This window comes from Polaromonas sp. (assembly GCF_029945685.1).
Taxonomy (GTDB): Bacteria; Pseudomonadota; Gammaproteobacteria; order Burkholderiales; family Burkholderiaceae_C; genus Polaromonas.
The window spans coordinates 433191-457672 of record NZ_JAQSDA010000025.1 but is presented as its reverse complement, the minus strand read 5'-3'; the positions used below and the strand labels follow the sequence as shown (position 1 = coordinate 457672).

The following is a 24482-nucleotide window of genomic DNA, read 5'->3' as shown; positions in this document are numbered from 1 at the left end:
CGGCCGCAGGTCACTACGGGGGGGAGCCATATTTCAGGAAAACAGGCGCCTGCCCAGCGCCGAACCGGCCGGTATGTCGCGCTCTTCCAGCGTGTTGTAGAGCTGCTCCAGATCGGCGTGGATGGCCTCCATGGCTTCCGGGCGTATCGGCTGGCCCTGGTCGTCGATGATCACGCCTTCCATGCTCGAGGCCAGCGCAATCGCCGCCTCGCACAGGCGCACAAACGCTTGCTCGGCGCGCAGCACCTGCGGCACGTCCAGCGACAAGGTCAACTCGCGCAGCGCGGTCTGTTCCGGCTCTTCTGCCATGGCCGCCTGGGTGTCGAACGACAGGCCCAGCACCGGGGGCGCGTGCGGTCCGGACTGGCTGGCCGGCAGCACCATGCGACCCGGGATGGAACCGGCAACAAAACCGAGCTTCGCGGCGCTCTGGTGCACATAACCGGGGCTCCACGCCGTATGCCTGGCGCGCAGGGTGAAACCCAGCTGGGCATCGTGGGCACTGGCAAAGCTGTCGAGCTCGCGCGCGCGCGCCACCTCGTCCATCATGTCCGGGAACTCGGGCTGGCCGTCAATCGCGTCGGCAAAGGCCTGTGCCTTCATGACAAATTCAGAGAACTCGATCTGGTTCAGCGCGCCGGTGCGGTTGGCCAGCTGCACACCGGCCTGGAAGGCGCTGTAACGCTGGCCGGCGGCCGGGGTTTCCCAGGCGCCTGTGGCCAGGCTCAGGCCCTCGATCGCAAACGGTTTGCTGCCGGCGCGGCGGGAGCCCGGCATGGCGGCGAGCGCGGCTTCACCCGAAACCACGGAATCAATGATGATGGGCGCGATCACGTCGATCAGCGCGTCCAGGCCCGGTTTTTTCTCGGGCACGGTCAGCGCGGTCAGGGCATCCAGACTCGAGTCCCCATCGAAGCCCGGTTCCAGGCGTTCGGGCGGGGTGTCCTGGCCACCGGGCGGGATCTCGCCGCCGGTCGGCTCAATGCCGGGGGCCACCGGGTCGGGTGTGGGCTGCATGGGCAGGTTTTTGCGGGTCGACCATGCGCTGTGGGCCACCACGACGGCCAGCAGCAAGCCGCCGATGATCGCCAGGCTGATTTGAAGTGTGCTCAAGACAGGGCCCCCACGTTCGCTTGCCTGGCGCAGTGCTTTCTTCCCGACTTGAACACCCGCAGGATGGCGGCTCCAGGAGGATTCGTCATGCGGCCTCCGCAAAACCGAGGGCCGCTTCCATGTCCACGGCGACGATGCGCGAGACGCCCTGCTCCTGCATGGTCACCCCGATCAGCTGTTCGGCCATTTCCATGGCGATCTTGTTGTGGCTGATGAACAGGAACTGCGTTTCCTTGCTCATGCTGCCCACCAGCTTGGCATACCGCTCGGTGTTGGCGTCGTCCAGCGGCGCATCCACCTCGTCGAGCAGGCAGAACGGTGCAGGGTTCAACTGGAAAATCGCAAACACCAGCGCAATCGCGGTCAGGGCCTTTTCGCCGCCCGACAGCAGGTGGATGGTCTGGTTTTTCTTGCCTGGCGGCTGGGCCAGCACCTGCACGCCGGCATCGAGGATTTCCTCTCCGGTCATCATCAGTTTGGCGTTTCCGCCACCGAACAGGCGCGGGAACATCTCGCCGAAATGCCGGTTCACCGTCTCAAACGTGGTCGACAGCAAATCACGCGTTTCGGCGTCGATTTTCTTGATCGCATCTTCCAGCGTCGTCATGGCTTCGTTCAGGTCGGCCGACTGGGCATCGAGGAACTGCTTGCGTTCGCGCGCGCTGCTGAGTTCGTCCAGCGCGGCCAGGTTGACCGCGCCCAGCGACTGGATTTCGCGGTTGATGCGGTCAATCTCGCCCTGCAGGCCCGAGAGGCGCACATGGCCGGTCTCGATCGACAACTCGACGGCGCCGATGTCGGCCTGGGCGTCCTCGAGCAACTGCGCGTACTGCTCGAAACCCAGGCGTGCGGCCTGCTCCTTGAGCTGGAACTCGGTGATGCGCTGGCGCAGCGGCTCGAGTTCGCGCTCGAGCTGCAGGCGGCGTTCGTCGCTGGCGCGCAGCTTGGTGGTCAGGTCGTCGTACTGGCTGCGCTTGGCGCCGAGGTCGGCCTCGCGCTCGAGCTTGAGGTTGAGGGCGTCCTGCAGGCCGGCCTTGGCTGCGGCGTCGCTCAGGCGGGACAGCTCCTCTTTGGCGCGTTCTTCCTCGCCGGCAATCGAGGCGGCCTGCTGCGCGGCAATGTCCATGGAGCGGGTCAGTTCGTCGCGGCGCGAGGCCAGGCTGCGCAGCGCAAACTGCGCTTCCTGCGACTGTCGTTCCAGCGCGCGCTGCTGCTCGCGTGATTCGTTCAGTTTGCGCTCGGCCTCGATCACGCGGTCATCGAGCTGGGCATGGCGCTCCTGGCTGTCGGCGAGCTGCATGTCCAGCTCTTCAAAGCGCGCTTCGGCCGTGACCTTGCGCTCCTGCAGCTCGTTCATCTGCGCGTCGATTTCAGCCAGGTCGCCGGCGATCTGCTCGCTGCGCGCGCGCGTCTGTTCGGCCAGTTGCGTCAGGCGCAGCACCTCGACCTGCAGCTCGTGGGTGCGGCTCTGGCCTTCGGCGGTTTCGCGGCGTGCCGTCGCCAGGCGCTGCGCGGCATCCGCATAGGCCGCTTCGGCACGAATCAGGGCGCTGCGCGCCTCGTCGCTGATCAGGGCCTGCGCGCGCAGCTGTTTTTCGAGGTTTTCGATTTCCTGCGCACGGGCCAGCAGGCCAGCCTGCTCGGAATCCTGGGCATAAAAACTCACGCTGTGCAGCGTGACCGCGTGGCCGCTTTTGACGTAAATGACTTCACCCGCCTGCAACTGCTGGCGGGCCGCGAGGGCTTCATCGAGGCTGGCCGCGATCAGGCAGCCGTGCAGCCAGTCGCCCAGCAGCGCCGTCTGTCCGGCATCACCCAGACGCAGCAGATCGGCCAGGGGTTTGAGGCCACTGGCGGAAGCGCTGGCCGGTGCCGCGGCCGTTGGCGGCGAATAAAACGAGAGTTTGGCCGGCGGCGCGTCGCGCCCGTCCGTGCCCGCAAAACCACGCACCATGTCCAGGCGCGAGACTTCAAGCGCACCGAGCCGCTCGCGCAGCGCGGCTTCCAGGGCGTTTTCCCAGCCCTGCTCGATATGGATGCGGCTCCACAGGCCCTGCAAGCCGTCCAGCCCGTGTTTGGCCAGCCAGGGCTTGAGTTTGCCGTCGGTCTTGACTTTTTCCTGCAGCGCCTTGAGCGCTTCCATACGCGCCGACAGCTCGGCCTGTTTGGCCGATTCGGTGTTGACGGCCTGCTGCTTGTTGCGCCGGTCTTCGTCGAACTGCGGCACGCTGTCGGTCAGCTCGTGCAGACGGGCCTCGGCTTCGTCCTGCGCTTCTTTCGCCGCGGCGAACTGGGTGTTCAGGTTGACGAGACGCGCCTCGTCGGGGGCGTTGAGGGCGTTTTTGTCGGCCGTCAAACGCTCATGACGCAGGCCCAGGGTACGGGACTGCTCCTCGATGTTGCGCTGGTCGGCGGCCAGCACCTGGATCTGCTGCTGCACCTGGCCCACGCTGGCGCGCTGCTCATTGGCTTTGGACTGGGCGGCGCGCAGTGCTTCTTCCAGCGCGGGCAATTGCCCGGCCTGGTCTTCGCTCTGCGCGGCCAGCAGCTCGGCCTGCTCTTCGGCCTGAATCGCCCGCTCGCTCAGGGTTTCGGTTTCCAGCGCGGCTTCTTCCTTGCGCGTGGCCCACTGGCTGGTTTGTTCCTTGAGCTGCGCCAGGCGCTGCTCGACACGTTGCCGGCCTTCGACCACAAACCGGATTTCAGCCTCCAGACGGCCGACTTCGGCACTGGCTTCGTACAGCTTGCCCTGGGCCTGGTTGACCTGGTCACCGGCCGCGTAATGCGCCTGGCGGATGGTTTCCAGGTCGGCTTCGATGTGGCGCAGGTCGGCGATGCGGCTTTCCAGGTCGTTGACCGACTTGGCGGCGTCGGCCTTGACCTTGGCCTGGTCGGCCTCGCTCTCGGCGCGTTTGAGGAACCAGAGCTGGTGCTGCTTGAGCGTGGCGTCGGCGTGCAGGGTGTTGTAGCGCAGCGCGACCTCGGCCTGTTTCTCGAGTTTTTCGAGGTTGGCATTGAGTTCGCGCAGGATGTCCTCGACGCGGGTCAGATTCTCGCGGGTGTCGCTCAGGCGGTTGGCGGTTTCGCGCCGGCGCTCCTTGTACTTGGAGACGCCGGCCGCTTCCTCGAGGAACAGGCGCAGCTCTTCGGGCTTGGATTCGATGATGCGGCTGATCGTGCCCTGGCCGATGATGGCGTAGGCGCGCGGGCCCAGACCGGTGCCGAGGAACACGTCCTGCACGTCGCGCCGGCGCACCGGCTGGTTGTTCAGGTAGTAGCTGGAAGTGCCGTCCCGCGTGAGCACACGCTTGACGGCGATTTCGGCGAACTGGCCCCACTGGCCGCCGGCACGGTGGTCGGCATTGTCGAACACCAGCTCAACGCTGGCGCGGCTGGCCGGCTTGCGCAAGTTGGTGCCGTTGAAGATCACGTCCTGCATGGATTCGCCGCGCAGTTCACTGGCCTTGCTCTCGCCGAGCACCCAGCGCACCGCATCCATGATGTTGGACTTGCCGCAACCGTTGGGGCCAACAACACCGATCAGCTGGCCGGGCAGCACGAAATTGGTCGGCTCCGCAAACGATTTGAAGCCGGATAACTTGATTGAATTGAGACGCACGGCGGACCCTGTTTTTCTTGGCGCTTTGAAGCTAAGTTATTGATTTTTATAGCGCTTTTGGAAGGCGCCCAACCTGCTTCCAGCAATGCAGAGCCTGCAATGTTACCCGAGGCGGACCGGCCGGCCGCTGTAAAAAATGGTGACCGGCGCCATGCGGGCCACGGGGGCGCTGGCGGCACGGGCCGGCCGCACCGGTTCTACCCTGAATTCATGCCTCGAAAATGCCTCCGGCCCTTGTCTGCCCTGCGCAGACAGCTATCTTTTTAGTAGCGCTACGGGCGCAGAGGATGGGCATCCAGCGCGCGCGTGGCGTTCACACGGGATAATCCGGACCATGAATCCACTGTTGAAACGCCTGCAGCCCTACCCTTTCGAGCGGCTGCGCCAGCTGCACGCCGATGTCACGCCGAACCCGGCCTACCGCCCCATCAGCCTGGGCATTGGCGAGCCCAAACATGCCACGCCCGAGCTGATCAAGGCCGCCTTGAGCGCCAGCCTGGCCGGCCTGGCCAGCTACCCGGCGACCGCCGGCGAGCCGAAACTGCGGCAGGCCATGGCGGGCTGGATGCAGCGCCGTTACGGCCTGGCGCTGGACCCGGCGACGCAGATCCTGCCGGTCAACGGCTCGCGCGAGGCGCTGTTCGCGCTGGCGCAGACGATCATCGACCCGACCCAAGCTGGTGCGACGGTGGTCAGCCCGAACCCGTTTTATCAAATCTACGAGGGCGCGGCGCTGCTGGCCGGCGCCGACACCTGGTTCGCACCGAGTGACCCGGCGCGCAATTTTGCGGTGGACTGGGCCGCCGTGCCGCAGGAGGTCTGGGCAAAAACGCAACTGCTGTTTGTCTGTTCGCCCGGCAATCCGACCGGCGCGGTGATGGGTCTGGACGAATGGCGGCTGCTGTTTGAACTGAGCGACCGCTACGGCTTTGTGATTGCCTCGGACGAGTGTTACAGCGAGATCTATTTCCGTGAGGAGCCGCCGCTGGGCTCCCTGCAGGCCGCGGCGCAGCTGGGCCGGCACGATTTCAAGAACATCATCGCGCTGACCAGCCTGTCCAAACGCAGCAACGTGCCGGGCCTGCGCAGCGGCTTTGTCGCCGGTGACGCCGCGCTGATCAAGCCTTTTCTGCTTTACCGCACCTACCATGGCAGTGCCATGAGTCCCATCGTGCAGGCGGCCAGCATCGCCGCCTGGGACGACGAGGCGCATGTGGTGGCGAACCGCGCGATGTACCGGGAAAAATTTGCCAAGGTCACGCCGCTGCTGGCCGCAGTGATGAATGTGGCGCTACCGGACGCGGGCTTCTACCTGTGGGCCCAGGTGCCGGCATGTTTTGCCGGCGACGACGCGGCTTTTTCGCGCGAGCTGCTCGCTCTTTACAATGTCGTGGTGTTGCCCGGTAGTTACCTGGCCCGCGAAGCCCGCGGCCAGAACCCGGGCGCCGGCAGAATCCGCATGGCCCTGGTGGCTGAAACCGCCGAGTGTGTCGAAGCCGCTGAAAGAATCGTTTCCTTCATCCAATCCAGAACCCATCCAACATGAAACAAGACCAACTCGAAAGCATCATCAACGCCGCCTGGGAAGACCGCGCGAATCTCTCGCCGCAGGCCGCTTCGAAAGAAGTCCAGGATGCGGTGGAACACACGATTTCCGAACTCAACGGGGGCCGCCTGCGTGTCGCCACGCGCCAGGGTGTCGGCCAGTGGACCACGCACCAGTGGATCAAGAAAGCCGTGCTGCTGAGCTTTCGCCTGAAAGACAACGTGCTGATGCGCGCCGGCGACCTGGGCTTTTATGACAAGGTGCCGACCAAGTTCTCGCACCTGAGCGAGCAGGAAATGAAGGAAAGCGGCGTGCGTGTAGTGCCGCCCGCTGTGGCGCGCCGCGGCAGTTTCATCGCCAAGGGCGCGATCCTGATGCCCAGCTACGTGAACATCGGCGCCTATGTGGACGAAGGCACCATGGTGGACGCCTGGGCCACCGTCGGCAGCTGCGCGCAGGTCGGCAAAAACGTGCACCTGTCGGGTGGCGTCGGTCTGGGCGGCGTGCTCGAACCGCTGCAGGCCAACCCGACCATCATTGAAGACAACTGCTTCATCGGTGCACGCTCTGAAGTGGTGGAAGGCGTGATCGTCGAGGAAAACTCGGTCATCTCGATGGGCGTCTACATCGGCCAGAGCACACCGATTTATGACCGCGAGGCGGACACCGTGACCTATGGCCGCATTCCGGCCGGTTCGGTGGTCGTGTCGGGCAATCTGCCCAAGGCCGGCGGAAAATACTCGCTGTATTGCGCCGTGATCGTCAAGAAGGTGGACGCCAAAACCCGCGCCACGACCAGCCTCAATGACCTGCTGCGTGACTGATCGCCCCCTGACTGACTGACTGACTGATTGATCGGAACCGACGATGAATGCGCAGACCATGAGCACGATGGAACGAATTCTCCGTTTGATGGCCGATAAAAAGGCCTCGGACGTTTATCTGTCGGCGCACTCACCGGCCCTGATCAAGATCAACGGCGAGGCGATTCCGATCAACAGCCAGATTCTTCCGGCCGAAGCACCGCGCAACCTGCTGGCCGAGGTGCTGCCGCCCGAACGCATCGAGGAGCTGGAAGAACTCGGCGAGCTCAACATGGGTTTTCCGCTGGCCGGCGTCGGCAACTTCCGCATCAGCGCTTTCAGGCAGCGCAGCACCTATGCGGCCGTGATCCGTTACGTGCCCGGTGAAATTCCGCCGCTCGAAAGCCTCAACGTGCCGCCCATCCTGGCCGACCTGATCATGGAAAAACGCGGGCTGCTGCTGATGGTGGGATCCACCGGCGCCGGCAAAAGCACCACCCTGGCGGCCATGATGGACCACCGCAACGCGACCCAGCCCGGCCACATCCTGACCATCGAGGACCCGGTCGAATTCCTGTTCACCAACAAGAAGTCGGTGGTCAACCAGCGCGAGGTCGGCAGCGACACGCAGTCACTGCAGGTGGCACTGAAAAACGCGCTGCGCCAGGCGCCCGATGTGATCCTGATTGGCGAGATCCGCGACCGCGAAACCATGTCGGCCGCGATTGCCTACGCGCAGTCCGGCCACCTGTGCCTGGCCACCATGCATGCCAACAACAGCTACCAGGCGCTCAACCGCATCCTGAGTTTCTACCCGGTCGAGGTGCGCAACACCATGCTCGGCGACCTCGGGGCGGCCATGAAAGCCATCGTCTCGCAGCGACTGCTGCGCACCCAGGCGGGCAGCCGGGCGCCGGCGGTCGAGGTCATGCTCAACACCAAGCTGATCTCCGAACTGATCGAAAAAGGCGACTTCTCCGGCGTCAAGGAGGCGATGGAGAAGTCCATGGCGGAAGGCTCGCAGACCTTCGAGCAGGACATCGCCAGGCTGATCGTCAACGGCACCGTCACGCGCAAGGAGGGCCTGCTGCATGCCGACTCGCCGACCAACCTGATGTGGCGCCTGGAAAACGACTTTGCGACGGCCACCAAGGCAGCGGAAGAGCCCGAGGAAGAGGACGAGCAGGCGTCCTTCACCGAGATCACGCTCGACGTTCGTCCGGACTCGGGTTCCAACTCGAAATACGGCACCACCGGCTTTACCCCGCTGTAAATATTGTTCTGAATCCCTGCATGTCCTCTACCCTGCGCCTTGCCGAACAACTGATCACCTGCCCGTCCGTCACGCCCGACGACGCGGGTTGCCAGGCCATCCTGGCCGCGCGCCTGCAGCCGCTGGGTTTCGAGTGTGAAACCATCGTCAGCGGGCCGGAACATTTCCGGGTCACCAACCTGTGGGCAAAGTTCAAGGGTTTTCGCCCTCTAGCCCAGGCGGGACGGGCGCAGGCAGCTTCCAATTCGATAGCAACCAAAACCCTGGTTTTTGCTGGCCACACCGATGTGGTGCCGACCGGCCCGCTCGATCAGTGGACCAGCCCGCCCTTCACCCCCAGCCACCGCGACGGCGTGTTGTACGGCCGTGGTGCGGCCGACATGAAGACCTCGATTGCCGCCATGGTGGTTGCTGTCGAGGAATTTCTGGCTGCCAACCCGCAACCGAATCTCTCCATCGCCTTCCTGATCACCAGCGACGAGGAAGGCCCGTCGGTGGACGGCACGGCTGTCGTGGTGCAGCAGTTGAAGGCGCGCGGCGAAGTGCTGGACTACTGCATCGTCGGCGAGCCGACCTCGGTGGACCGGCTCGGCGACATGATCAAGAACGGCCGGCGCGGTACCCTGAGCGGCAAGCTGACCGTCAAGGGGGTGCAGGGCCACATCGCCTACCCGCATCTGGCCGACAACCCGGTCCACCGCTTTGCGCCGGCGCTGGCCGAGCTGGTGGCGACCGAGTGGGACAAGGGCAACGCATTTTTCCCGGCGACAAGCTGGCAGGTCTCGAATGTGCATGGCGGCACCGGCGCCTCCAACATCATCCCTGGCGAGCTGGTGGTGGACTTCAATTTCCGTTTTTCCACCGAATCGACCGCCGACAGCCTGAAGGCCCGTCTCGAAGCCATCCTGCAAAAACATCAGCTGGACTACCGCCTGAAGTGGACGCTGGGCGGCCAGCCCTTTTTGACGACGCCGGGCGAACTGGTGCAGGCCGTCAGTCTGTCCATCCAGGCCGAGACCGGGCTACAGACCGAACTCTCGACCACCGGCGGCACCAGCGACGGACGCTTCATCGCCGCCATCTGCCCGCAACTGATCGAGTTCGGCCCGATCAACGCCTCCATCCACAAGATCGATGAAAACGTGCTGGTCAGCACGCTGGACCCGCTGAAAAACATCTACAAGGGCGTGCTGGAGCGCCTGGCCGCGCTGTGAGCACCGCGCAGGCGACCACCGTCATCGCCCTGGTGGAGCACTGGGCCGACCGGCTGGAAGCGGCCGGCCTGACGCAGGCCGACGGTTTTGGCCAGGGCACCCTCACCGCCTTTGACGAAGCCGCCTGGCTGGTGCTGTGGGCGCTCGGGCTGCCGCTGGACGAGCTCGATGAAGAGGAAAATACGCCGGTAGCCCCCGCCGATGCTGAAAAGGTTGCTCTTCTTCTGGAAGCACGCATCAACACCCGAAAGCCCGCCGCCTACCTGACGCGCGAAGCCTGGCTGCAGGGCGTGCCCTTTTATGTCGATGAACGCGTGATCATTCCGCGTTCCCTGATCGCCGAACTGCTGGTTGATGAAAGCATAGACCCCTGGCTGAGTGAAGCCACCCGCCGCGTGCTGGACCTTTGCACCGGCAACGGCAGCCTGGCCATCCTCGCCGCCATGGCCTGGCCCGATGTGGCTGTGGACGCCGCCGACATCAGCACCGAGGCGCTGGCCGTCGCCCGCATCAATGTGGACGTGCATGAGTTGCAGGCGCGCATCACCCTCATCGCCTCTGACGGGCTGGCCGCCTGCCCCGGCCCGTATGACCTGATTCTGTGCAACCCGCCTTATGTCAACGCGGCCACCATGGCCGCCCTGCCGGCCGAATTCCGGGCCGAACCGGCGCTGGCGCTGGCCGGTGGCGAGGACGGCATGGACTTCATTCGAAGCCTTTTTCTAAACGCAGCCGGCCATATGAGCGAAAATGGTGTTCTGGTGCTGGAAATCGGCAATGAGCGCGAGAATTTTGAACGCGCCTTCCCGCACCTGGAACCGCTCTGGTTTGAAACCAGCGCCGGCCCCGACCAGGTTCTGCTCCTCACGCGCCAACAACTGGCTTGAGACTTGCGTCTCGGGCCGTCATGGAGGCGCGGCGCGCCGACTGGCTATTTTTCTTGTGTCTGCTTGGTTTAAATGATTACCCTTAAAAATGTGGTGCTGCGTCGCGGCGCCAAAGTGATTCTTGACAGCGCGTCTGTCACCCTCAACCCCGGCGAAAAAGTCGGCCTGGTGGGGCGCAATGGCGCGGGCAAGTCCTCGCTTTTTGCCATGCTCAACGGCACGCTGCATGAGGACGGCGGTGAGTTCTACATCCCCGCCCAGTGGCGCATGGCGCAGGTCGCCCAGGACATGCCCGAAACCGAACAAAGCGCCACCAGCTACGTGATCGAAGGCGACGTGGTGCTGCAGGCCGCACAGGCCGAGGTGGAGGCCGCCGAGGCCAGTGGTGACGGCGACCGGATGGCGCATGCCTACATGGATCTCTACGACTCGGGCGCGCACGACGCGCCGGCCCGGGCGCAGGCGCTGATCCTCGGCCTGGGTTTCAAGCTCAGCGAACTCGACAACCCGGTCAACAGTTTTTCCGGTGGCTGGCGCATGCGCCTGCAACTGGCGCGCGCGTTGATGTGCCCGTCCGACCTGCTGCTGCTCGACGAACCGACCAACCACCTGGACCTGGACGCGCTGGTCTGGCTGGAAGCGTGGCTCAAGCGTTACCAGGGCACCATGCTGGTCATCAGCCATGACCGCGAATTCCTGGACGCCGTGACCGAGGTCACGGTGCACATCGAAAGTGCCAAACTCACGCGTTACGGCGGCAACTACAGCAAGTTTGAAGACCTGCGCGCCGAGCAGATGGCGCTTCAGCAGGGTGCCTTCAACAAGCAGCAGGACAAGATCGCCCACCTGCAGAAATTCATTGCCCGCTTCAAGGCCAAGGCCAGCAAGGCCAAGCAGGCGCAAAGCCGTGTCAAGGCGCTGGACCGCATGGAGAAAATCGCGCCGCTGCTGGCCGAAGCCGATTTCACCTTCGAGTTCAAGGAACCGGCCAACCTGCCCAACCCGATGCTGTCAATGCAAAACGTCGACTTCGGCTACCCGCCGCCGGCCGATGCGACGGAAGGCACGCCGCCCACGGTCATCGTGCAGAACGTCAGCAAGTCGGTGCTGGCCGGCCAGCGCATTGGCATCCTGGGTGCCAACGGCCAGGGCAAGTCCACCGTGGTCAAGACCATTGCGCGCGCACTCGCGCCCATCAGTGGCGAGATGACCGAAGGCAAGGGCCTGAACATCGGCTACTTCGCGCAGCAGGAGCTGGACGTGCTGCGCCCCGCCGACAACCCGCTGGAACACATGATCCGGCTGGTCAAGGAAGTCACCGCCGCCGGCAAGATGGGCAGCCAGCCAACCCGAGAGCAGGACCTGCGCAGCTTTCTGGGCAACTTCAATTTCGGCGGCGACATGGTCAAGCAGGCCGTCGGCAGCATGAGCGGCGGCGAAAAAGCCCGGCTGGTGCTGTGCATGATCGTCTGGCAGCGTCCCAACCTGCTGCTGCTTGATGAGCCGACCAATCACCTGGACCTGGCCACGCGCGAGGCGCTGTCCATGGCGCTCAACGAGTTTGAAGGCACCGTCATGCTGGTCAGCCACGACCGGGCCCTCCTGCGCGCCGTGTGCGACGAGTTCTGGATGGTCTCGCGCGGCGGCGTCGCGCCTTTCGACGGCGATCTCGACGACTACCAGCGTTACCTGCTCGACGAAGCCAAACGCCAGCGTGAAGAAGCCAAAAAGTCCACCAGCACCGCTGCGCCGGCTGCCGCTGCTACCAAAACAGTAGCTGCTGGCGCCCAGCTGCCGGCGGCTTCAGCCACTTTTGATGCCAAAAAGCCGGGCAGCAAGAAGGATGATGCGCAGCGCCGGCAACAGCAGTCGGATACGACCAAACCGATGCGCAAGGAACTGGAAAAAATCGACGCCCGCATGCAGTCGCTGAGCGCGGAACGCGACAGCCTGCAAGCCTCGCTGGCGACCACGACCGCGCCGGCTGAGCTGGCCCAATCGGGCAAGCGCCTGAAGGTCATTGACACCGAATTGGGCACGCTGGAAGAGCGCTGGCTGGAACTCACCGAGCAGATCGAAACCTCGCTGGCCTGATCGGGCATTGATCGGGCACTGATCCGGCGTTATGCGGACGGGGTTGGGCTTGCGGCTCTAACCCCGCCGGGCGTTTCGCGCTAAAGTGCATTCATGCCTACCGCCCTCCAGATGGTTTCCGACGACGCGGCCCTTGCGGCCGCGGTGATGCGCAGCCGCAAGCTCCTCAACAAACGCGCCATGGTCGCCGCAGCGGCCAGCGCCGTGCCGGTGCCTGGCCTCGACTGGGCGGTCGATGCCGCGATGCTGTCGAAGCTGATTCCTGAGATCAACCGGGAGTTTGGCCTCACGCCGCAGCAGCTCGATCAGCTCGATCCCACCAAGCGTGACCAGGTCCAGAAAGCGGTCACCCTGGTCGGGTCGGTGCTGATCGGCAAGTTCATCAGCCGGGACCTGGTCCTCAAGGCCGCTACCAAAATCGGCATGCGGCTGACCACCAAACAACTCGCCAAGTACGTGCCCTTCGCCGGCCAGATTGTCGCCGCCACCGTCGGTTATGCAGCGATCCGTTATCTGGGCGAAGAACACATGAAGGACTGCATTCGTGTGGCGCGGCAGGCGCAGCTGGAAGTACCCCTTCTGGGCTACTCGGCGCCGGGCTGACGCCTTATCCGAAGCTCTTCAGCGCAGGCATTCGCAGCCATGGCGGCCGGAGCTGGTAAAAATGCACGAATGAGGCGTGCGCGCCCGATGCAAACCTCTGCCCTCCGTCAGGGCACGGCCTTGAGCCGGGAGAAAAATACATTCATGAGCTTGGTGAACGCATCTGCAGGTGTTGTTTCCTTGCGATGTGCATCCAGCTCCGCGATGTGCTCAAGCTCCCAGGGAAGGGCTTCGAGTGCCGCCATGGAGATGTCTTTGAAGATGCGTTCCTCGGTGGGCGTGATGTAGACAATCCGGCAATTGCGATGCCGGGGATCAGACATGACTTGCACGTATTTCTTGAGCACGCTCTGCTCGGGACCCTCCAGGACTTGCGTGAACAAACCTCCGCCGAAAACAAGGAGGCCGGTGATGCCCAGGGGTGGATTGTTTTTTGCAGCGCTCTTGAGAATGGCGTCGATGGAATCATCGGTGAGGCCTTCTGTGGCGTCGCTGATGTAGAGCAGTCTAAGCATGGATCACTCAGGTTGGAGGTCAAAAATCGCTGGAGACGACTGGCAGACCCATATTTCCTCGGCAGCCCTGATTCTGCCTTGAGTTGCGCACCGGCGTCTTCCAGTGATAAACAACCGAGCAGAAACAAAAAAGCCAGCTATCAGTTTGATAGCTGGCTTTCCGTGCCACGAAGGCGTGTCTGGTGGGGCCTGCGGGGGTCGAACCCACGACAAACGGATTAAAAGTCCGCTGCTCTACCAACTGAGCTAAGGCCCCAAGGATTGCTCCCTGGTCTGTACTGCACGTGATGCAGAACAGCCTCAAATTATAGCGTTATTTTTCGGCTCTTTAAAAAACTACTCAGCAATTTTGTTGAGCACCCAACCTGCAGCGCACAAACCGAATGCGGAAGTCACGCTGACCACCGATCCATACCCGTGGCAATTGAGACTGCCATCGCCAGATGCATCGGCCCCGATATCACAGGCATCCGGCGCAGCATCAGGCCCGCTGGCCGGCGCCGCAGGTTGCATCACCGCCTCGCGGCTGAACACGCAGGCCACACCGATTTTTCCCTTGCGCGCTGCGCCCTGCTCCTTGCGCAGGCGGTAACGCAGTTGCGCGAGCAGAGGGTCGTGGGTGACCAGCGACAGGTCTTCAATGTCGACCTTGTGCGCGTGGCGCTTGCCGCCGGCCGCACCGACGCTGATGAAGTTGACCTTGTGGCGCATCGCCCAGGCGGCCATGGCAGTTTTGGCCCGTACCTGGTCGCAGGCATCGATGACCGACAACCCGCTGTCGCCGTGTGTCTCCAGCCCCGCAATCGCCGGCCAGTTAGTGGCATCGACGAACTCCTCGATGCAGTGCACAACACAACCGGGGTGGATGTGGGCAATGCGTTCGCGCATCGCCTGGACCTTGGCCTGCCCCAATGTGGTGTCGAGTGCGTGGATCTGGCGGTTGATGTTGGACTCGGCGATGTGGTCCAGGTCAATCAGGGTCAGCCTGGCCACGCCGCTGCGCGCCAGCGCTTCTGCGGCCCAGGAGCCCACGCCGCCGAGGCCCACCACCACCACATGCGCGGCACGGATTTTTCTTGCGCCGGATACACCATACAAACGCGCCAGTCCGCCGAAGCGCCGCTCCAGGTCGGCCGGGAGATCAGAAGAAATTTCAGTCACTGGCCATTTCCTGCCGGGCCGCCCCAAGGGAAATCAGCCTCCTCGGGGGCCATGCAGCACGCGCGGCGACAAACGTGGCGGCCATTAGACGCTGTGCTCCAGCCGCCAGATCTGGTATTTCAGGCCCGCCACTGCGCCGGCGATGATGGCCGCGACAGCGACAAAACTGGTGGCGCTCAGCGTGGAGATGCCGGACAAGCCCTGCCCGACGGTGCAACCCATGGCGGTCACCCCGCCCACGCCCATCAGCACGGCCCCGACGAGGTGGTTGGCCGTGTCTTCGGTATTGCGAAAGCCTTCCCAGTGGAAGCTTCGTGACAACAGGGAATACAGCGCCGAACCAAGCACCACACCAAAAACGGACACAACGCCCAGCGTCAGCAGTTTGGTCTTGTCACTGAAAAATATCAGCCAATCGATGGTGTAGGCCATCGGAGCCACAAAACTCAGGGCCTCCATGCGGCCGGAATTGGTCGCCAGAAACGTCTCCGCCAGCGTCTCCGGATGTTCCGCGACATAAGCCATGTGACCGCTGAGCCACCACATGGCGGCAATCAGCAGGCCAATGCCGAGCCCGGCGAGCAGGTTGTCAAAGCGGAGAAACTCCGGGCCCGCCAGCGCCCAGACGATCAGGCCTCCCCCCAGCACGCCTGCCAGCACCAGTCCGGCCAGTACCGGAGACACGCCGAGCCAACTGCCCGCCCAGTTGGACAAGGCGGCATTGCCGGAAAAATCGATGGCCACACGGTCCACCGTGGCCACGCGCAGCACCGCCGTAATGCCCTTGAGTGTGGCAAATGCGGCTACCGCCATGACCACAAACACCACCAGTGATTTGAGGTTGCCGCTGCCAATGCGCACCAGCGTCTTGCTGCCGCAGCCCGAAGCCAGCACCATGCCAAAGCCGAACAGCAATCCGCCGACCAGGGCGGAAAGCCAGACGAAACGGTTCGAGGCATACACGGCTTTGGCTGGGTCAATCAGCCCGGCCGCGGCCAGGCCGTAAAAGCCGATCATGGCCACGCCGATGGCCATGGCCCACATGCGCATGCGTGTCCAGTCACCCATGTTGACGATGTCGCTGACGGCGCCCATGGTGCAGAAGTGGGTGCGCTGGACAACGGCGCCGAACAGCGCTGCCAGAATGAAGGCCGCCCAGAGAACCTGGGCGGTGAGTGAGTTGAGCTGGGAGATATCCATCCCCTGATTTTAGGGGCTGGTCACGAAATGCGCTGACTGGACGTCTGCGCGGGGTCTACTTGAGCCTGGCCAGGCGCTCCTTGGCGACCGAAGCAGCTTCCGACTGCGGGTAGGCCTTGAGCAGGTCTTCCAGCGTCTTGCGCGCCGCCTTGACGTCCTTGAGCTCGACCTGGCAGTTGGCCACGGCCAGCACAGCTTCGGGCGCGCGCATATGCTCGGGGTCGGCGGCAACCAGGGCGCGGAAATTGACCAGGGCATCGCGGTAGTTGCGCAGCGCGTACTGGGCGTTGCCGAGCCAGAACAGCGCTGGCGCCTTGTAGCCGCTTTGGGGATAACGCTTGAGGAAGTTCGTGAAGGCGGCCTGGGCCGGTGCGAACTCGCCCTTGCGCAGGACCGCCAGCGCAGCATCGAACTCCTGCTTTTCTGCAGGGTCGGCCACGAACTCCCGGCCGTCAACGCTGACCTTGGACGGTTCGAACCGGCTGAGCCGGTCATTCACGCCCTGGGACAAATCCTTTTGCATGCGCTGGACCTCGGCAAGCTCGCGGGTGAACTGTTCGTCCTGCCCGCGCATGCGGGCCAGCTCGCTGCGCAACTGGTCGATCTGGGTGGACAACTCGAGCAGGCTGCGACGCAGCTGCGCGGTTTCATCACCAGACTTGCGCAGCTCGCTCGTTGTTGTATCGAGCCGCTGACGCAATTCAAGAATCGCCTTGCGGGCTTCATCATCTTCGAACAGCGCCGCGTGGGCGCTGAACGTCATGACACAGGCCAGTGCGCAAGCCACGGCTCCCAGCGACGTCCGGAGGTTCTTCAAGGTCATGGCTCCCGCTTAACGGTAGTTGAATTCAGCGCGGCGATTTTTGGCGTACGACTCTTCGTCCGAGCCTGTCGCGGCAGGTTTTTCCTCACCGAAACTCACGGCTTCAATCTGCGCATCGCTGGCGCCCAGCAGGCCCAGCGCGCGGCGCACGGCCTCGGCGCGCTTCTGGCCGAGGGCCAGGTTGTACTCGCGGCCGCCGCGTTCATCGGTGCTGCCTTCAATCACGAGCTTGCGTGCCTTGTTGGCGCTGAGGAAACGCGCATGGGCTTCCACCGTCGCCTGAAATTCCGGCTTGACGACAAAGCTGTCGTAGTCGAAATAGATCACGCGCGCTGCGCCGGGCGGGCCCGCGAGCGAAGGGTCGGTGGCGCCGATCAGGACAGGCGCCACATCGCGGCCACTCACGCCGGCGGCGTCGCCGGTTGCCGGTGCGGTGCTGACCGGGGTCCGGTTTTCGACAGGCACTTCATTGAGTTTGACGCCCGAGCTGCAGCCGACCAGTGCGGCGGTCAGGGTGATGAGGGAGGCCAGTGAGATCAGGATGCGCTTCATGAGTGTGTACTTTCCGTAAAAAACAAAGGGAGTGGTAGAAGGCGGGCGGGTTACCTCTGGAAAGGACCCCAGTCCGGCTCACGGATGTCTCCGGCGGCGCCGGTCAGGCGGGCTTTGATCTTGCCGTCCAGGGTGGTGGTCAACAGGGCTTCCCTGCCCTGTTGCTGGGTGGCATAGACGATCAGCCGGCTGTTGGGCGCAAAACTCGGGCTTTCGTCGGCGCTGGTGTCGGTGATCGAGATGGCGGTTCCCTTGCCAAGGTCCATCAGGTGCAGCTTGAAGGCGCCACCTATGCGTGAAATATAGGCCAACCAGCGGCCATCCGGGCTCAAGGCCGGCGATATGTTGTAACTCCCGGTAAAGGTGACACGTTCGACATTGCCGCCGCTGGCGCCCATGCGATAGATCTGCGGCGAACCGCCGCGGTCGCTGACGAAATAGACGTATTTTCCGTCTGGCGAAAACGCCGGCTCGGTGTCGATGCTGGCTGATTGCGTGAGCCGGCGTGCCTCGCCGCCTGTTGCCGCAATGGCATACAGCTGCGAGCCGCCATCGCGGCTCAGCGTCGCGACCAGTTGGTTGCCGTCCGGAGCCCATGCCGGCGCGCTGTTGGAGCCGCGGAAGTTCGCCAGCAGGCGGCGTTTGCCCGAAGCGACATCGTGGGCATAGATCACCGGTTTTCGCGATTCAAACGACACATAAGCCAGCTGTGCGCCATTGGGCGACCATGCCGGGGAAATGATCGGCTCGGGGCTGGTCAGCGCCGACTGTGCGCCTTCGCCGTCGGAGTCGGCCACCCACAGGTTGTAGCGCGGGCCGACCTTGGTCACATAGGCGATGCGGGTGGAGAAAACACCTTTCTCGCCGGTCAGTTTTTCATAGACAAAATCGGCGATACGGTGGGCCGACAGGCGCAGGTCGCCCGGCGGTATCACGTAGCTTTGCCCACCGAGGTCCTGCCCGCGAACGACGTCCCAAAGGCGGCAGCGGACGTCGAAGCGGCCATCCGCCAGACGTGTCACGCTGCCGGTCAGCAGGGAATCGGCGGCGCGCTGGCGCCACACGGACAGGTCGGGCCGGGAGCTTTCGTCGAGGTTCTGGCCGGCGGTGTCGACCGCGCGAAACTGGCCGCTTCGCTCCAGGTCGGCCTGCACGATGGCTGCGATTTTCTGCGGTGACTGCGCATCGCCGCGAAAGCTGGCAATGGCGATCGGCAACTGGGTCAGGCCAACGCCGGACACCTCGACCCGGAACTGGGCCCAGGCCGGATGCATGGCCAGAACGCCGAGGCTGCCGGTGAGACCGGCGATGAAGCTGCGACGGCCTGCAGACAGGCCTCGAACTGGGGAAGGGTCAGTTTTTTGGGGTTGCATTTTTCTGGTTCAAACAATACAGGGTGAAGTACTTGCCGAATGCGGCTTGAGCCTGCATGGCACACACGGCGAAACCCATGCTGCCGTCGAGAATGCCGAGGCGAAAAAAATAGCTTTTGACAAAAGCGGCCACGCCCGATATTACCGCCCTCGGCATGGAGCTGGACCGCCCGCGCGCATGCGCCTGTGTGGCCCAGGCCAGGCTGTATTGCTCCAGCTTGCGCCAGTAATGCGCAGGTGTCGGGTAACTGTAGTGCAGCAGCTTGCTGTTCAGCCGTGAGACAGCGCCGGAGTTCAGGATCACGCGTTCATGCACCAGATCGTCGCTGAAGCGGCCCTGTCCGCGCCGGAAAAGACGCAGCACCGGGTCCGGCGTCCATCCGCAGTGATGAATCCACTGGCCGCAAAACTGGGTGAGGCGCGGGATTTCAAAGGCGTCAGCGCCGCGATGGAGGATCGCCTGCTGGATCTCGGCGGCCAGCTCGGGCGTCACACGTTCATCCGCGTCGATGGACAGCACCCAATCCCGGTTGGCCAGGCGCAGGGCAAGGTTTTTTTGCGGGCCAAAGCCAGGCCAGGTCGCGGTTTCGGTCACTTCGGCCCCGAAGGCCTTGGCGATGGCGCGCGTGTTGTCGGTACTGGCGCTGTCAACCACGACCCATTGGTCGGCGAACTGCACGGAATCCAGACATGCCTGCAAATTGGCCTCTTCGTTTTTCGTGATGATGATGACGGACAGGGTCATGGGCGCTCGGGTGTTGGTTGAATTTCGCAAGCCAGCCGCCCTCTTTTAACGCTCCGCAAACAAGGGGTTGATTGTGGGCGCTGCCAGCGGAGGTGTCTGTAGGAAATGGTCGCCAATTGTTCCACGATAATGCTGGCTTGCTCACTTCACGGTCCTGATGCGGCGCCCATGCCAAAAATTGCAGTCCTTTCCCGCGCGGTCACTGCTGACCTGTCTCCTGCTTCGGGCGGGGTGTCTGTGACTGGTTGTCGCTTGCGACAGGCCGCGGTTGCCCCGGCCACGGCCGGCGGTGAGGTTCCGGTTTGACAAGCGGACCCGGGCAAACCGCCGCCACGGGCGCGGTGACACCGGCGCCCATCGGCCAGCGCCTGCGCCGCATCTGGCCTTACTTCAGCCAGTCTCCGAGTGCATGGGCCGTCGCGGTGGGTGCCACGGTGGTGGCTTCCGCCACCGAGCCGCTGGTGCCCGCCCTGTTGCAGCCCCTGCTCGACAAGGGGTTTCGCAAGGGAGGTATCGATATCTGGATGGTGCCCGTGTCGCTGCTGCTGCTGTTCGGCGTGCGCGGCTTCGCGGGTTTTCTCGCGCAGATTGCGCTGGCCAAGGTCACCAACATCGGCTTGCTGGAATTGCGCAAGGCCATGTTCGGCAAGCTGATGACCGCCCGCCTGGACCTTTTTTCGAACCAGTCCGCCAGCACCCTGGCCAACACTGTGGTTTACGAGGTGCAAAACGGCTCATCCATGCTGGTCAACTCGGTGATGGGCCTGACCCGGGACACCCTGACCCTGCTGGCGCTGTCGAGTTACCTGCTTTACCTGAACTGGCGGCTGACCCTGATTGTCACGCTGCTGATCCCCGCCATTGCCTGGGTCATGCGCGTGCTTTCCGGCCGCCTGTACCGGCTCACCAAGGCGAGCCAGGCGGCCACCGACTCACTGGCCTATGTGGTCGAGGAAAACGTGCTGGCCCACCGCGATGTCCGGCTGCATGCGGCGCAGGAGAGCCAGGCTACGCGTTTTGCGCAGCTCAGCGAGGCCTTGCGGCGCCTGTCCATGAAATCCGTGGTGGCTTCGGCGGCCATGACCCCGGCCACGCAGATGCTGGCGGCGGCCGCGCTGTCGGCTGTCATTTCAGTCGCCCTGCTGCAAAGCTCCACCGACACCACCTCCGTCGGCTCGTTCGTGGCTTTTGTGACCGCCATGCTGATGCTGGTGGCACCGATCAAGCACCTGTCGGAAGTCGCCAGCCCGATCACACGCGGCCTGGCGGCGCTGGAGCGCGGGCTGGACCTGATGGAAAAAACGCCCGACGAACCAGGCGGCGATTTTTCGAAACCAAGGGCGGAAGGCAAAATCAGTTTCATCAATGCGCGTGTGGCCTACAGCGATGACGGCGCGCCCGCGGTGGACGCGCTGAACCTGACCATCAGCCCCGGGGAAACCGTGGCCCTGGTCGGTGCTTCAGGGGCTGGCAAAACCACGCTGGTCAATTTGTTGCCGCGTTTTGTCGAGCCCACTTCAGGACGCATCGAGCTCGACGGCCATGAACTGCGTGAATGGCAAATCGACGCGCTTCGTGGCCAGTTCGCGCTGGTCAGCCAGCACGTGGTGATGCTCAACGACACCGTGGCCGCCAACGTGGCACTGGGCATGGCGGTGGACAAGGACAAGGTGCTGGCCTGCCTCAAGGCTGCCAACCTGGAACGTTTTGTCGACGAGCTGCCACGAGGCATGGACACGCTGGTGGGTCACAACGCCACGCAGCTGTCGGGCGGCCAGCGTCAGCGCCTGGCGATTGCCCGCGCCCTGTACAAGGATGCGCCGGTACTCATTCTGGACGAAGCCACCTCGGCGCTGGACACGGAATCCGAACGGGCGGTGCAGGAAGCGCTGCAGCGGCTGATGCGCAACCGCACGACGCTGGTCATTGCGCACCGCCTTTCCACGGTTCAGCACGCCAGCCGCATCGTCGTGATGGATGCCGGCCGCATCATCGAAAGCGGCTCGCACGCCGAACTCATCGAACGCGACGGCCCCTATTCCCGCCTCTACAGGCTCGGGCTGTACGACGCCGATCTATCGCAAAGTCCTTCCGTGCCTCAATTCTCATGACAATTTCCATCAGTGGTTTCACCTTCATCCGCAACGGCGTCGAGCTGGCCTTCCCGTTTGAAGCCTCGATCCGCTCCCTGCTGCCGCTGGTCGACGAGTTCGTGGTGGCGGTGGGCCGGGGCAACGACGACACGCTGGCGCGCGTACTGGCCATTGGCGACCCGAAAATCCGCGTGATCGAAACCCTCTGGAACGAACGCATGGCCGACCGCGGCTTCGTCTACGCGCAGCAGAAGATGATTGCCCAGTACTCCTGCACCGGCGACTGGGCCTTCTACCTCGAAGGTGACGAAGTGGTCCACGAGGAGGACCTGGCCGCCATCCGCGCCAGTGTTGAGCGGCACCACAACAATCCGGCCGTGGAAGCCCTGGTCTTCGACTACCACCACTTTTACGGCTCGGCGCAGTGGGTCTCGGTCAGCCCCGGCTGGTACCGCCGCGAGTGCCGGCTCATCAGGAACACCATCCGCTCCTACGCGCCCGACGGCCAGTACTGGCTGGTGACGACCGAGCACAAGCGACCGCGCAATCCGCAGGCGGCGCTGGCCAATGCCCACATCTACCACTACGGCTGGATTCGCCGCAACGAAGACATGCAGAAAAAGCTGGACCAGGTCAGCAAGTACTGGGCCGACTCAACAACCATGCAGATCAAGTACAGCCAGTTCGATGCGCGCGCGCTGGAGGCCTTCAAGGGAAGCCACCCGAAAGCCGTGCAGGAATGGCTGCTCACGGGCGCCGAGCAGGACCTGAAAATCGACCCGGCCTACCAGCCCACCCGCAAGGAAAACAAATACCACCTGATGCGCAGAATCGAGCTGCTCACCGGGCTGGACTTCAGCCGCAAACACTTCAAGCTGGTGGCGTAAAGGCCAGAGGGCCAGAAGGTCCGGTCGCCCGAATGCAGCGGGTCAGCGCTGCGCCAAGGCCCGCGTCGCGAGGTACACCGCTTCCTGCTGGCGCGCAATGGCCGGCCACTGGTAGCGACTTGCAAACGCCCTCGCCTGCGCACCCAGTTGCTGCCGAAGCGCCTCGTCGCCGAGGACCTGCTCAAGGGTGGCTGCCAGGTGTGCGGCATCCTGCGGATTGTCCAGCAGCAGCGCATCGGCGCCGTGGCTGAGCAGACTGGAGATGCCGCAATACGCCGCGCTGCTGACCACCACCGGCAGGCCGTGCGCCATGGCCTCCAGCACCACCATGGCAAAGGTGTCCTCCAGCGTCGGGTGCACCAGGCAGTCCGCTGCGCGGTACGCTGGCGTCACGTCCTGCAGTGAGCCGAGGAAAAAAACACGTCCGGCCACACCTTCCGCTTGCGCCTGTCGTTCAAAGACCGGTATCTGCCCCGGGTTGCCCACCACCGCCAGCACCACGTCCGCCGGCAACTCGCGCAGCACCGTCAGAAGCGTCCCCAGGCCCTTCTTGCGGTAATCATTTCCTACCAGCAGCAGGCAGCGCCCCTCTGGCAGGCCCAGCTGCAAACGGGCCGCGGATTTTTCCGCTGCACTGGTGCTCGCCACGGGCAACACCACCCCGGGCGTGATCACGGTGGTGGCGGCCGCCGTGCCCGGATAGGTCGCGGCCAGGGTGTCGCCGAGGCTGGCTGACGTCACCACCACGCAGCGCCCGTCCCGGGCCGCGAAACGCAGGCGCTCCAACCCCAGGTAGGTCAGCAGGCGCGGGCTGGTCCAGACCTTGGTCCAGGCCAGCAGGCGCCGCCAGCCGGTCCGGGCATGAAACAGGTTGTATTTCACCGGCAGCACATGCACGGTCTGCACCTGCCCCTGCCAGGTGTTTTCATGGGAATGAACCACGTCAAAGCCCCGGCGCGTGGCCCACCAGGTGGCGCTGGCGTACCAAAGCTGGTTCAGCCAGCGCGGCTTGCGCAGCGGCATGGAAACAGGGTGGTAAGTCACGCCCGGTGCGTGGTGCCTGATTTGCTGTGCAAACACATGGATTTCATGGCGCTGCGCGAGCTGTTCCACCAGCGCGATGGAATACCGCTCGGCGCCGCCCCCGGCCGGGTCAAAAACACGGTTCAGTACCGCGATGCGCAGCCTGCGCGGGGTCTCTGGCGGGACGGGCGAGTCGCTCACTTGCGATCCCGGTCTTCGTAGGCCGTCGCAACCTTGAGCCAGAACACCGGCAGGCTGGTGGAGCGCACGACCGGCACCCGCGGCAATTCCATCAGGTCGTTCGCGCTGGAACTGCGGCCGCGCCGCGTCGTGGTGACGGTCTGGAACCCGGCCTGGCGAGCCATGGCCACATGCTGCGGCGCGTATTCACCAAAAGGGTAGCAGAAATGCCGCACGGGAGTGCCCAGCAGCCCTTCGAGCGCCGTCCTGTCCCCTGTCATTTCAGCGCGTGCGGTGGTCTCGTCGCTTTGAAGCAGGCGAGCGTGGTTTTCCGTGTGGGATCCGACCTCCTGGCCACCGGCCACCCACAGGCGCAACTCGTCTGCGGTCATCAGGGGCACCTGTGCCATGCCGATGTCCCGGTCCCATTCGTTGGTTTTGCCGAGCAACCCGCTGACGGCATAACAGGTCGAGGAAAACCCCCGGTGCTGCAGCACCGGCAGCGCATGGGTCAGGTTGTTGCGGTAACCATCGTCAAAGGTGATACCCACCACCTTGCCGGTTTTTTCACCGCGCAGATAGGGCAGGAGCGCACTCATCGACAAGCCCTGGTAGCCCAGCAGCTTCAGCATGGCCATCTGGCGCGAAAAGGAGGAAGGCGAGACGTAGAGACTGCGGAAAGGCGCTCCCTTGGGCGGCGCCGCGCTGATCTGGTGGTAGACCAGGATCGGTATCGGGCGCTGAGGGGTGGCGGGCGTGGCGGGCATGCAGGACGGTG

The 24482-nt window shown here is 64.0% G+C and carries 20 protein-coding genes and 1 tRNA gene; 9 read left to right on the top strand and 12 right to left on the bottom strand.

What is annotated here, in order from left to right; all coding sequences use genetic code 11:
- Positions 1-33: 33 nt before the first annotated feature.
- Together PSV26_RS17995 and smc are read right to left on the bottom strand one after the other, a co-directional pair.
- The gene (locus PSV26_RS17995) at positions 34-1113 is read right to left on the bottom strand and encodes a cell division protein ZipA C-terminal FtsZ-binding domain-containing protein (RefSeq protein WP_300572638.1); all 1080 of its coding nucleotides are present in this window, start codon (positions 1111-1113) and stop codon (positions 34-36) included.
- A gap of 85 nt (positions 1114-1198) precedes the next feature.
- Positions 1199-4732, bottom strand: a complete 3534-nt coding sequence (gene smc / locus PSV26_RS17990; protein WP_300520773.1) for a chromosome segregation protein SMC — start codon at positions 4730-4732, stop codon at positions 1199-1201.
- A gap of 334 nt (positions 4733-5066) precedes the next feature.
- On the opposite strand from smc, the gene dapC reads away from it, so the two are divergent.
- The 7 genes from dapC (at position 5067) to PSV26_RS17955 (ending at position 13152) form a co-directional block, all read left to right on the top strand.
- Positions 5067-6278, top strand: coding sequence for a succinyldiaminopimelate transaminase (gene dapC, locus PSV26_RS17985; RefSeq protein ID WP_300572635.1), 1212 nt, complete (start codon positions 5067-5069; stop codon positions 6276-6278).
- Positions 6275-7102, top strand: coding sequence for a 2,3,4,5-tetrahydropyridine-2,6-dicarboxylate N-succinyltransferase (dapD, locus tag PSV26_RS17980; RefSeq protein ID WP_300520769.1), 828 nt, complete (start codon positions 6275-6277; stop codon positions 7100-7102). Before dapC ends, dapD begins: the two co-directional genes overlap by 4 nt.
- Positions 7103-7160: 58 nt before the next feature.
- Positions 7161-8354: a PilT/PilU family type 4a pilus ATPase gene (locus PSV26_RS17975; RefSeq protein WP_300520865.1), complete on the top strand. Its 1194-nt coding sequence runs from the start codon at positions 7161-7163 to the stop codon at positions 8352-8354.
- Between the two features lie 20 nt (positions 8355-8374).
- Positions 8375-9568 carry a succinyl-diaminopimelate desuccinylase gene (gene dapE, locus PSV26_RS17970; protein WP_300572632.1) on the top strand — a complete coding sequence of 398 codons (1194 nt, stop codon included), beginning with the start codon at positions 8375-8377 and terminating at the stop codon, positions 9566-9568.
- Positions 9565-10455, top strand: coding sequence for a 50S ribosomal protein L3 N(5)-glutamine methyltransferase (gene prmB / locus PSV26_RS17965; RefSeq protein WP_300572630.1), 891 nt, complete (start codon positions 9565-9567; stop codon positions 10453-10455). Before dapE ends, prmB begins: the two co-directional genes overlap by 4 nt.
- A gap of 72 nt (positions 10456-10527) precedes the next feature.
- The gene (locus tag PSV26_RS17960; protein WP_300572628.1) at positions 10528-12549 is read left to right on the top strand and encodes an ATP-binding cassette domain-containing protein; all 2022 of its coding nucleotides are present in this window, start codon (positions 10528-10530) and stop codon (positions 12547-12549) included.
- 93 nt (positions 12550-12642) lie between these two features.
- Positions 12643-13152 (top strand): hypothetical protein, encoded by a 510-nt coding sequence (locus PSV26_RS17955; protein WP_300572626.1) that lies wholly within the window; start codon positions 12643-12645, stop codon positions 13150-13152.
- Between the two features lie 107 nt (positions 13153-13259).
- On the opposite strand, the gene PSV26_RS17950 is transcribed toward PSV26_RS17955, so the two are convergent.
- The 8 genes from PSV26_RS17950 to PSV26_RS17915 form a co-directional block, all read right to left on the bottom strand.
- Entirely contained in the window at positions 13260-13667 is a 408-nt protein-coding gene (locus PSV26_RS17950) for a BLUF domain-containing protein (protein WP_300572623.1), read from the bottom strand.
- Between the two features lie 180 nt (positions 13668-13847).
- Positions 13848-13923: transfer RNA gene (locus PSV26_RS17945), tRNA-Lys, on the bottom strand.
- An 80-nt stretch (positions 13924-14003) separates the two neighbouring features.
- Positions 14004-14828 carry a tRNA threonylcarbamoyladenosine dehydratase gene (locus PSV26_RS17940; protein WP_300520736.1) on the bottom strand — a complete coding sequence of 275 codons (825 nt, stop codon included), beginning with the start codon at positions 14826-14828 and terminating at the stop codon, positions 14004-14006.
- An 84-nt stretch (positions 14829-14912) separates the two neighbouring features.
- Positions 14913-16028, bottom strand: a complete 1116-nt coding sequence (locus tag PSV26_RS17935) for a YeeE/YedE family protein (protein WP_300520735.1) — start codon at positions 16026-16028, stop codon at positions 14913-14915.
- 55 nt (positions 16029-16083) lie between these two features.
- A complete protein-coding gene (gene ybgF / locus PSV26_RS17930) occupies positions 16084-16791 on the bottom strand; it encodes a tol-pal system protein YbgF (RefSeq protein ID WP_300520864.1) in 708 nt (235 codons plus the stop codon).
- Positions 16792-16860: 69 nt separating this feature from the next.
- The gene (gene pal, locus PSV26_RS17925; protein ID WP_300572620.1) at positions 16861-17403 is read right to left on the bottom strand and encodes a peptidoglycan-associated lipoprotein Pal; all 543 of its coding nucleotides are present in this window, start codon (positions 17401-17403) and stop codon (positions 16861-16863) included.
- 50 nt (positions 17404-17453) lie between these two features.
- Positions 17454-18677 (bottom strand): Tol-Pal system beta propeller repeat protein TolB, encoded by a 1224-nt coding sequence (gene tolB, locus PSV26_RS17920; protein ID WP_300572721.1) that lies wholly within the window; start codon positions 18675-18677, stop codon positions 17454-17456.
- Positions 18678-18756: 79 nt separating this feature from the next.
- Positions 18757-19521, bottom strand: a complete 765-nt coding sequence (locus PSV26_RS17915) for a glycosyltransferase family 2 protein (protein ID WP_300520733.1) — start codon at positions 19519-19521, stop codon at positions 18757-18759.
- 356 nt (positions 19522-19877) lie between these two features.
- Between PSV26_RS17915 and msbA the strand changes: the two genes are divergently transcribed.
- The gene (gene msbA, locus PSV26_RS17910; protein WP_300572718.1) at positions 19878-21632 is read left to right on the top strand and encodes a lipid A export permease/ATP-binding protein MsbA; all 1755 of its coding nucleotides are present in this window, start codon (positions 19878-19880) and stop codon (positions 21630-21632) included.
- Positions 21629-22501 carry a glycosyltransferase gene (locus PSV26_RS17905; protein ID WP_300572617.1) on the top strand — a complete coding sequence of 291 codons (873 nt, stop codon included), beginning with the start codon at positions 21629-21631 and terminating at the stop codon, positions 22499-22501. The genes msbA and PSV26_RS17905 overlap by 4 nt, the downstream gene beginning before the upstream one ends.
- Positions 22502-22543: 42 nt before the next feature.
- Here PSV26_RS17905 and PSV26_RS17900 read toward each other — a convergent pair whose 3' ends face one another.
- Both PSV26_RS17900 and PSV26_RS17895 read right to left on the bottom strand, forming a co-directional pair.
- The gene (locus PSV26_RS17900) at positions 22544-23725 is read right to left on the bottom strand and encodes a glycosyltransferase family 4 protein (RefSeq protein ID WP_300572615.1); all 1182 of its coding nucleotides are present in this window, start codon (positions 23723-23725) and stop codon (positions 22544-22546) included.
- The gene (locus PSV26_RS17895; RefSeq protein ID WP_300572612.1) at positions 23722-24471 is read right to left on the bottom strand and encodes a polysaccharide deacetylase family protein; all 750 of its coding nucleotides are present in this window, start codon (positions 24469-24471) and stop codon (positions 23722-23724) included. Before PSV26_RS17895 ends, PSV26_RS17900 begins: the two co-directional genes overlap by 4 nt.
- Between the last annotated feature and the right edge of the window lie 11 nt (positions 24472-24482).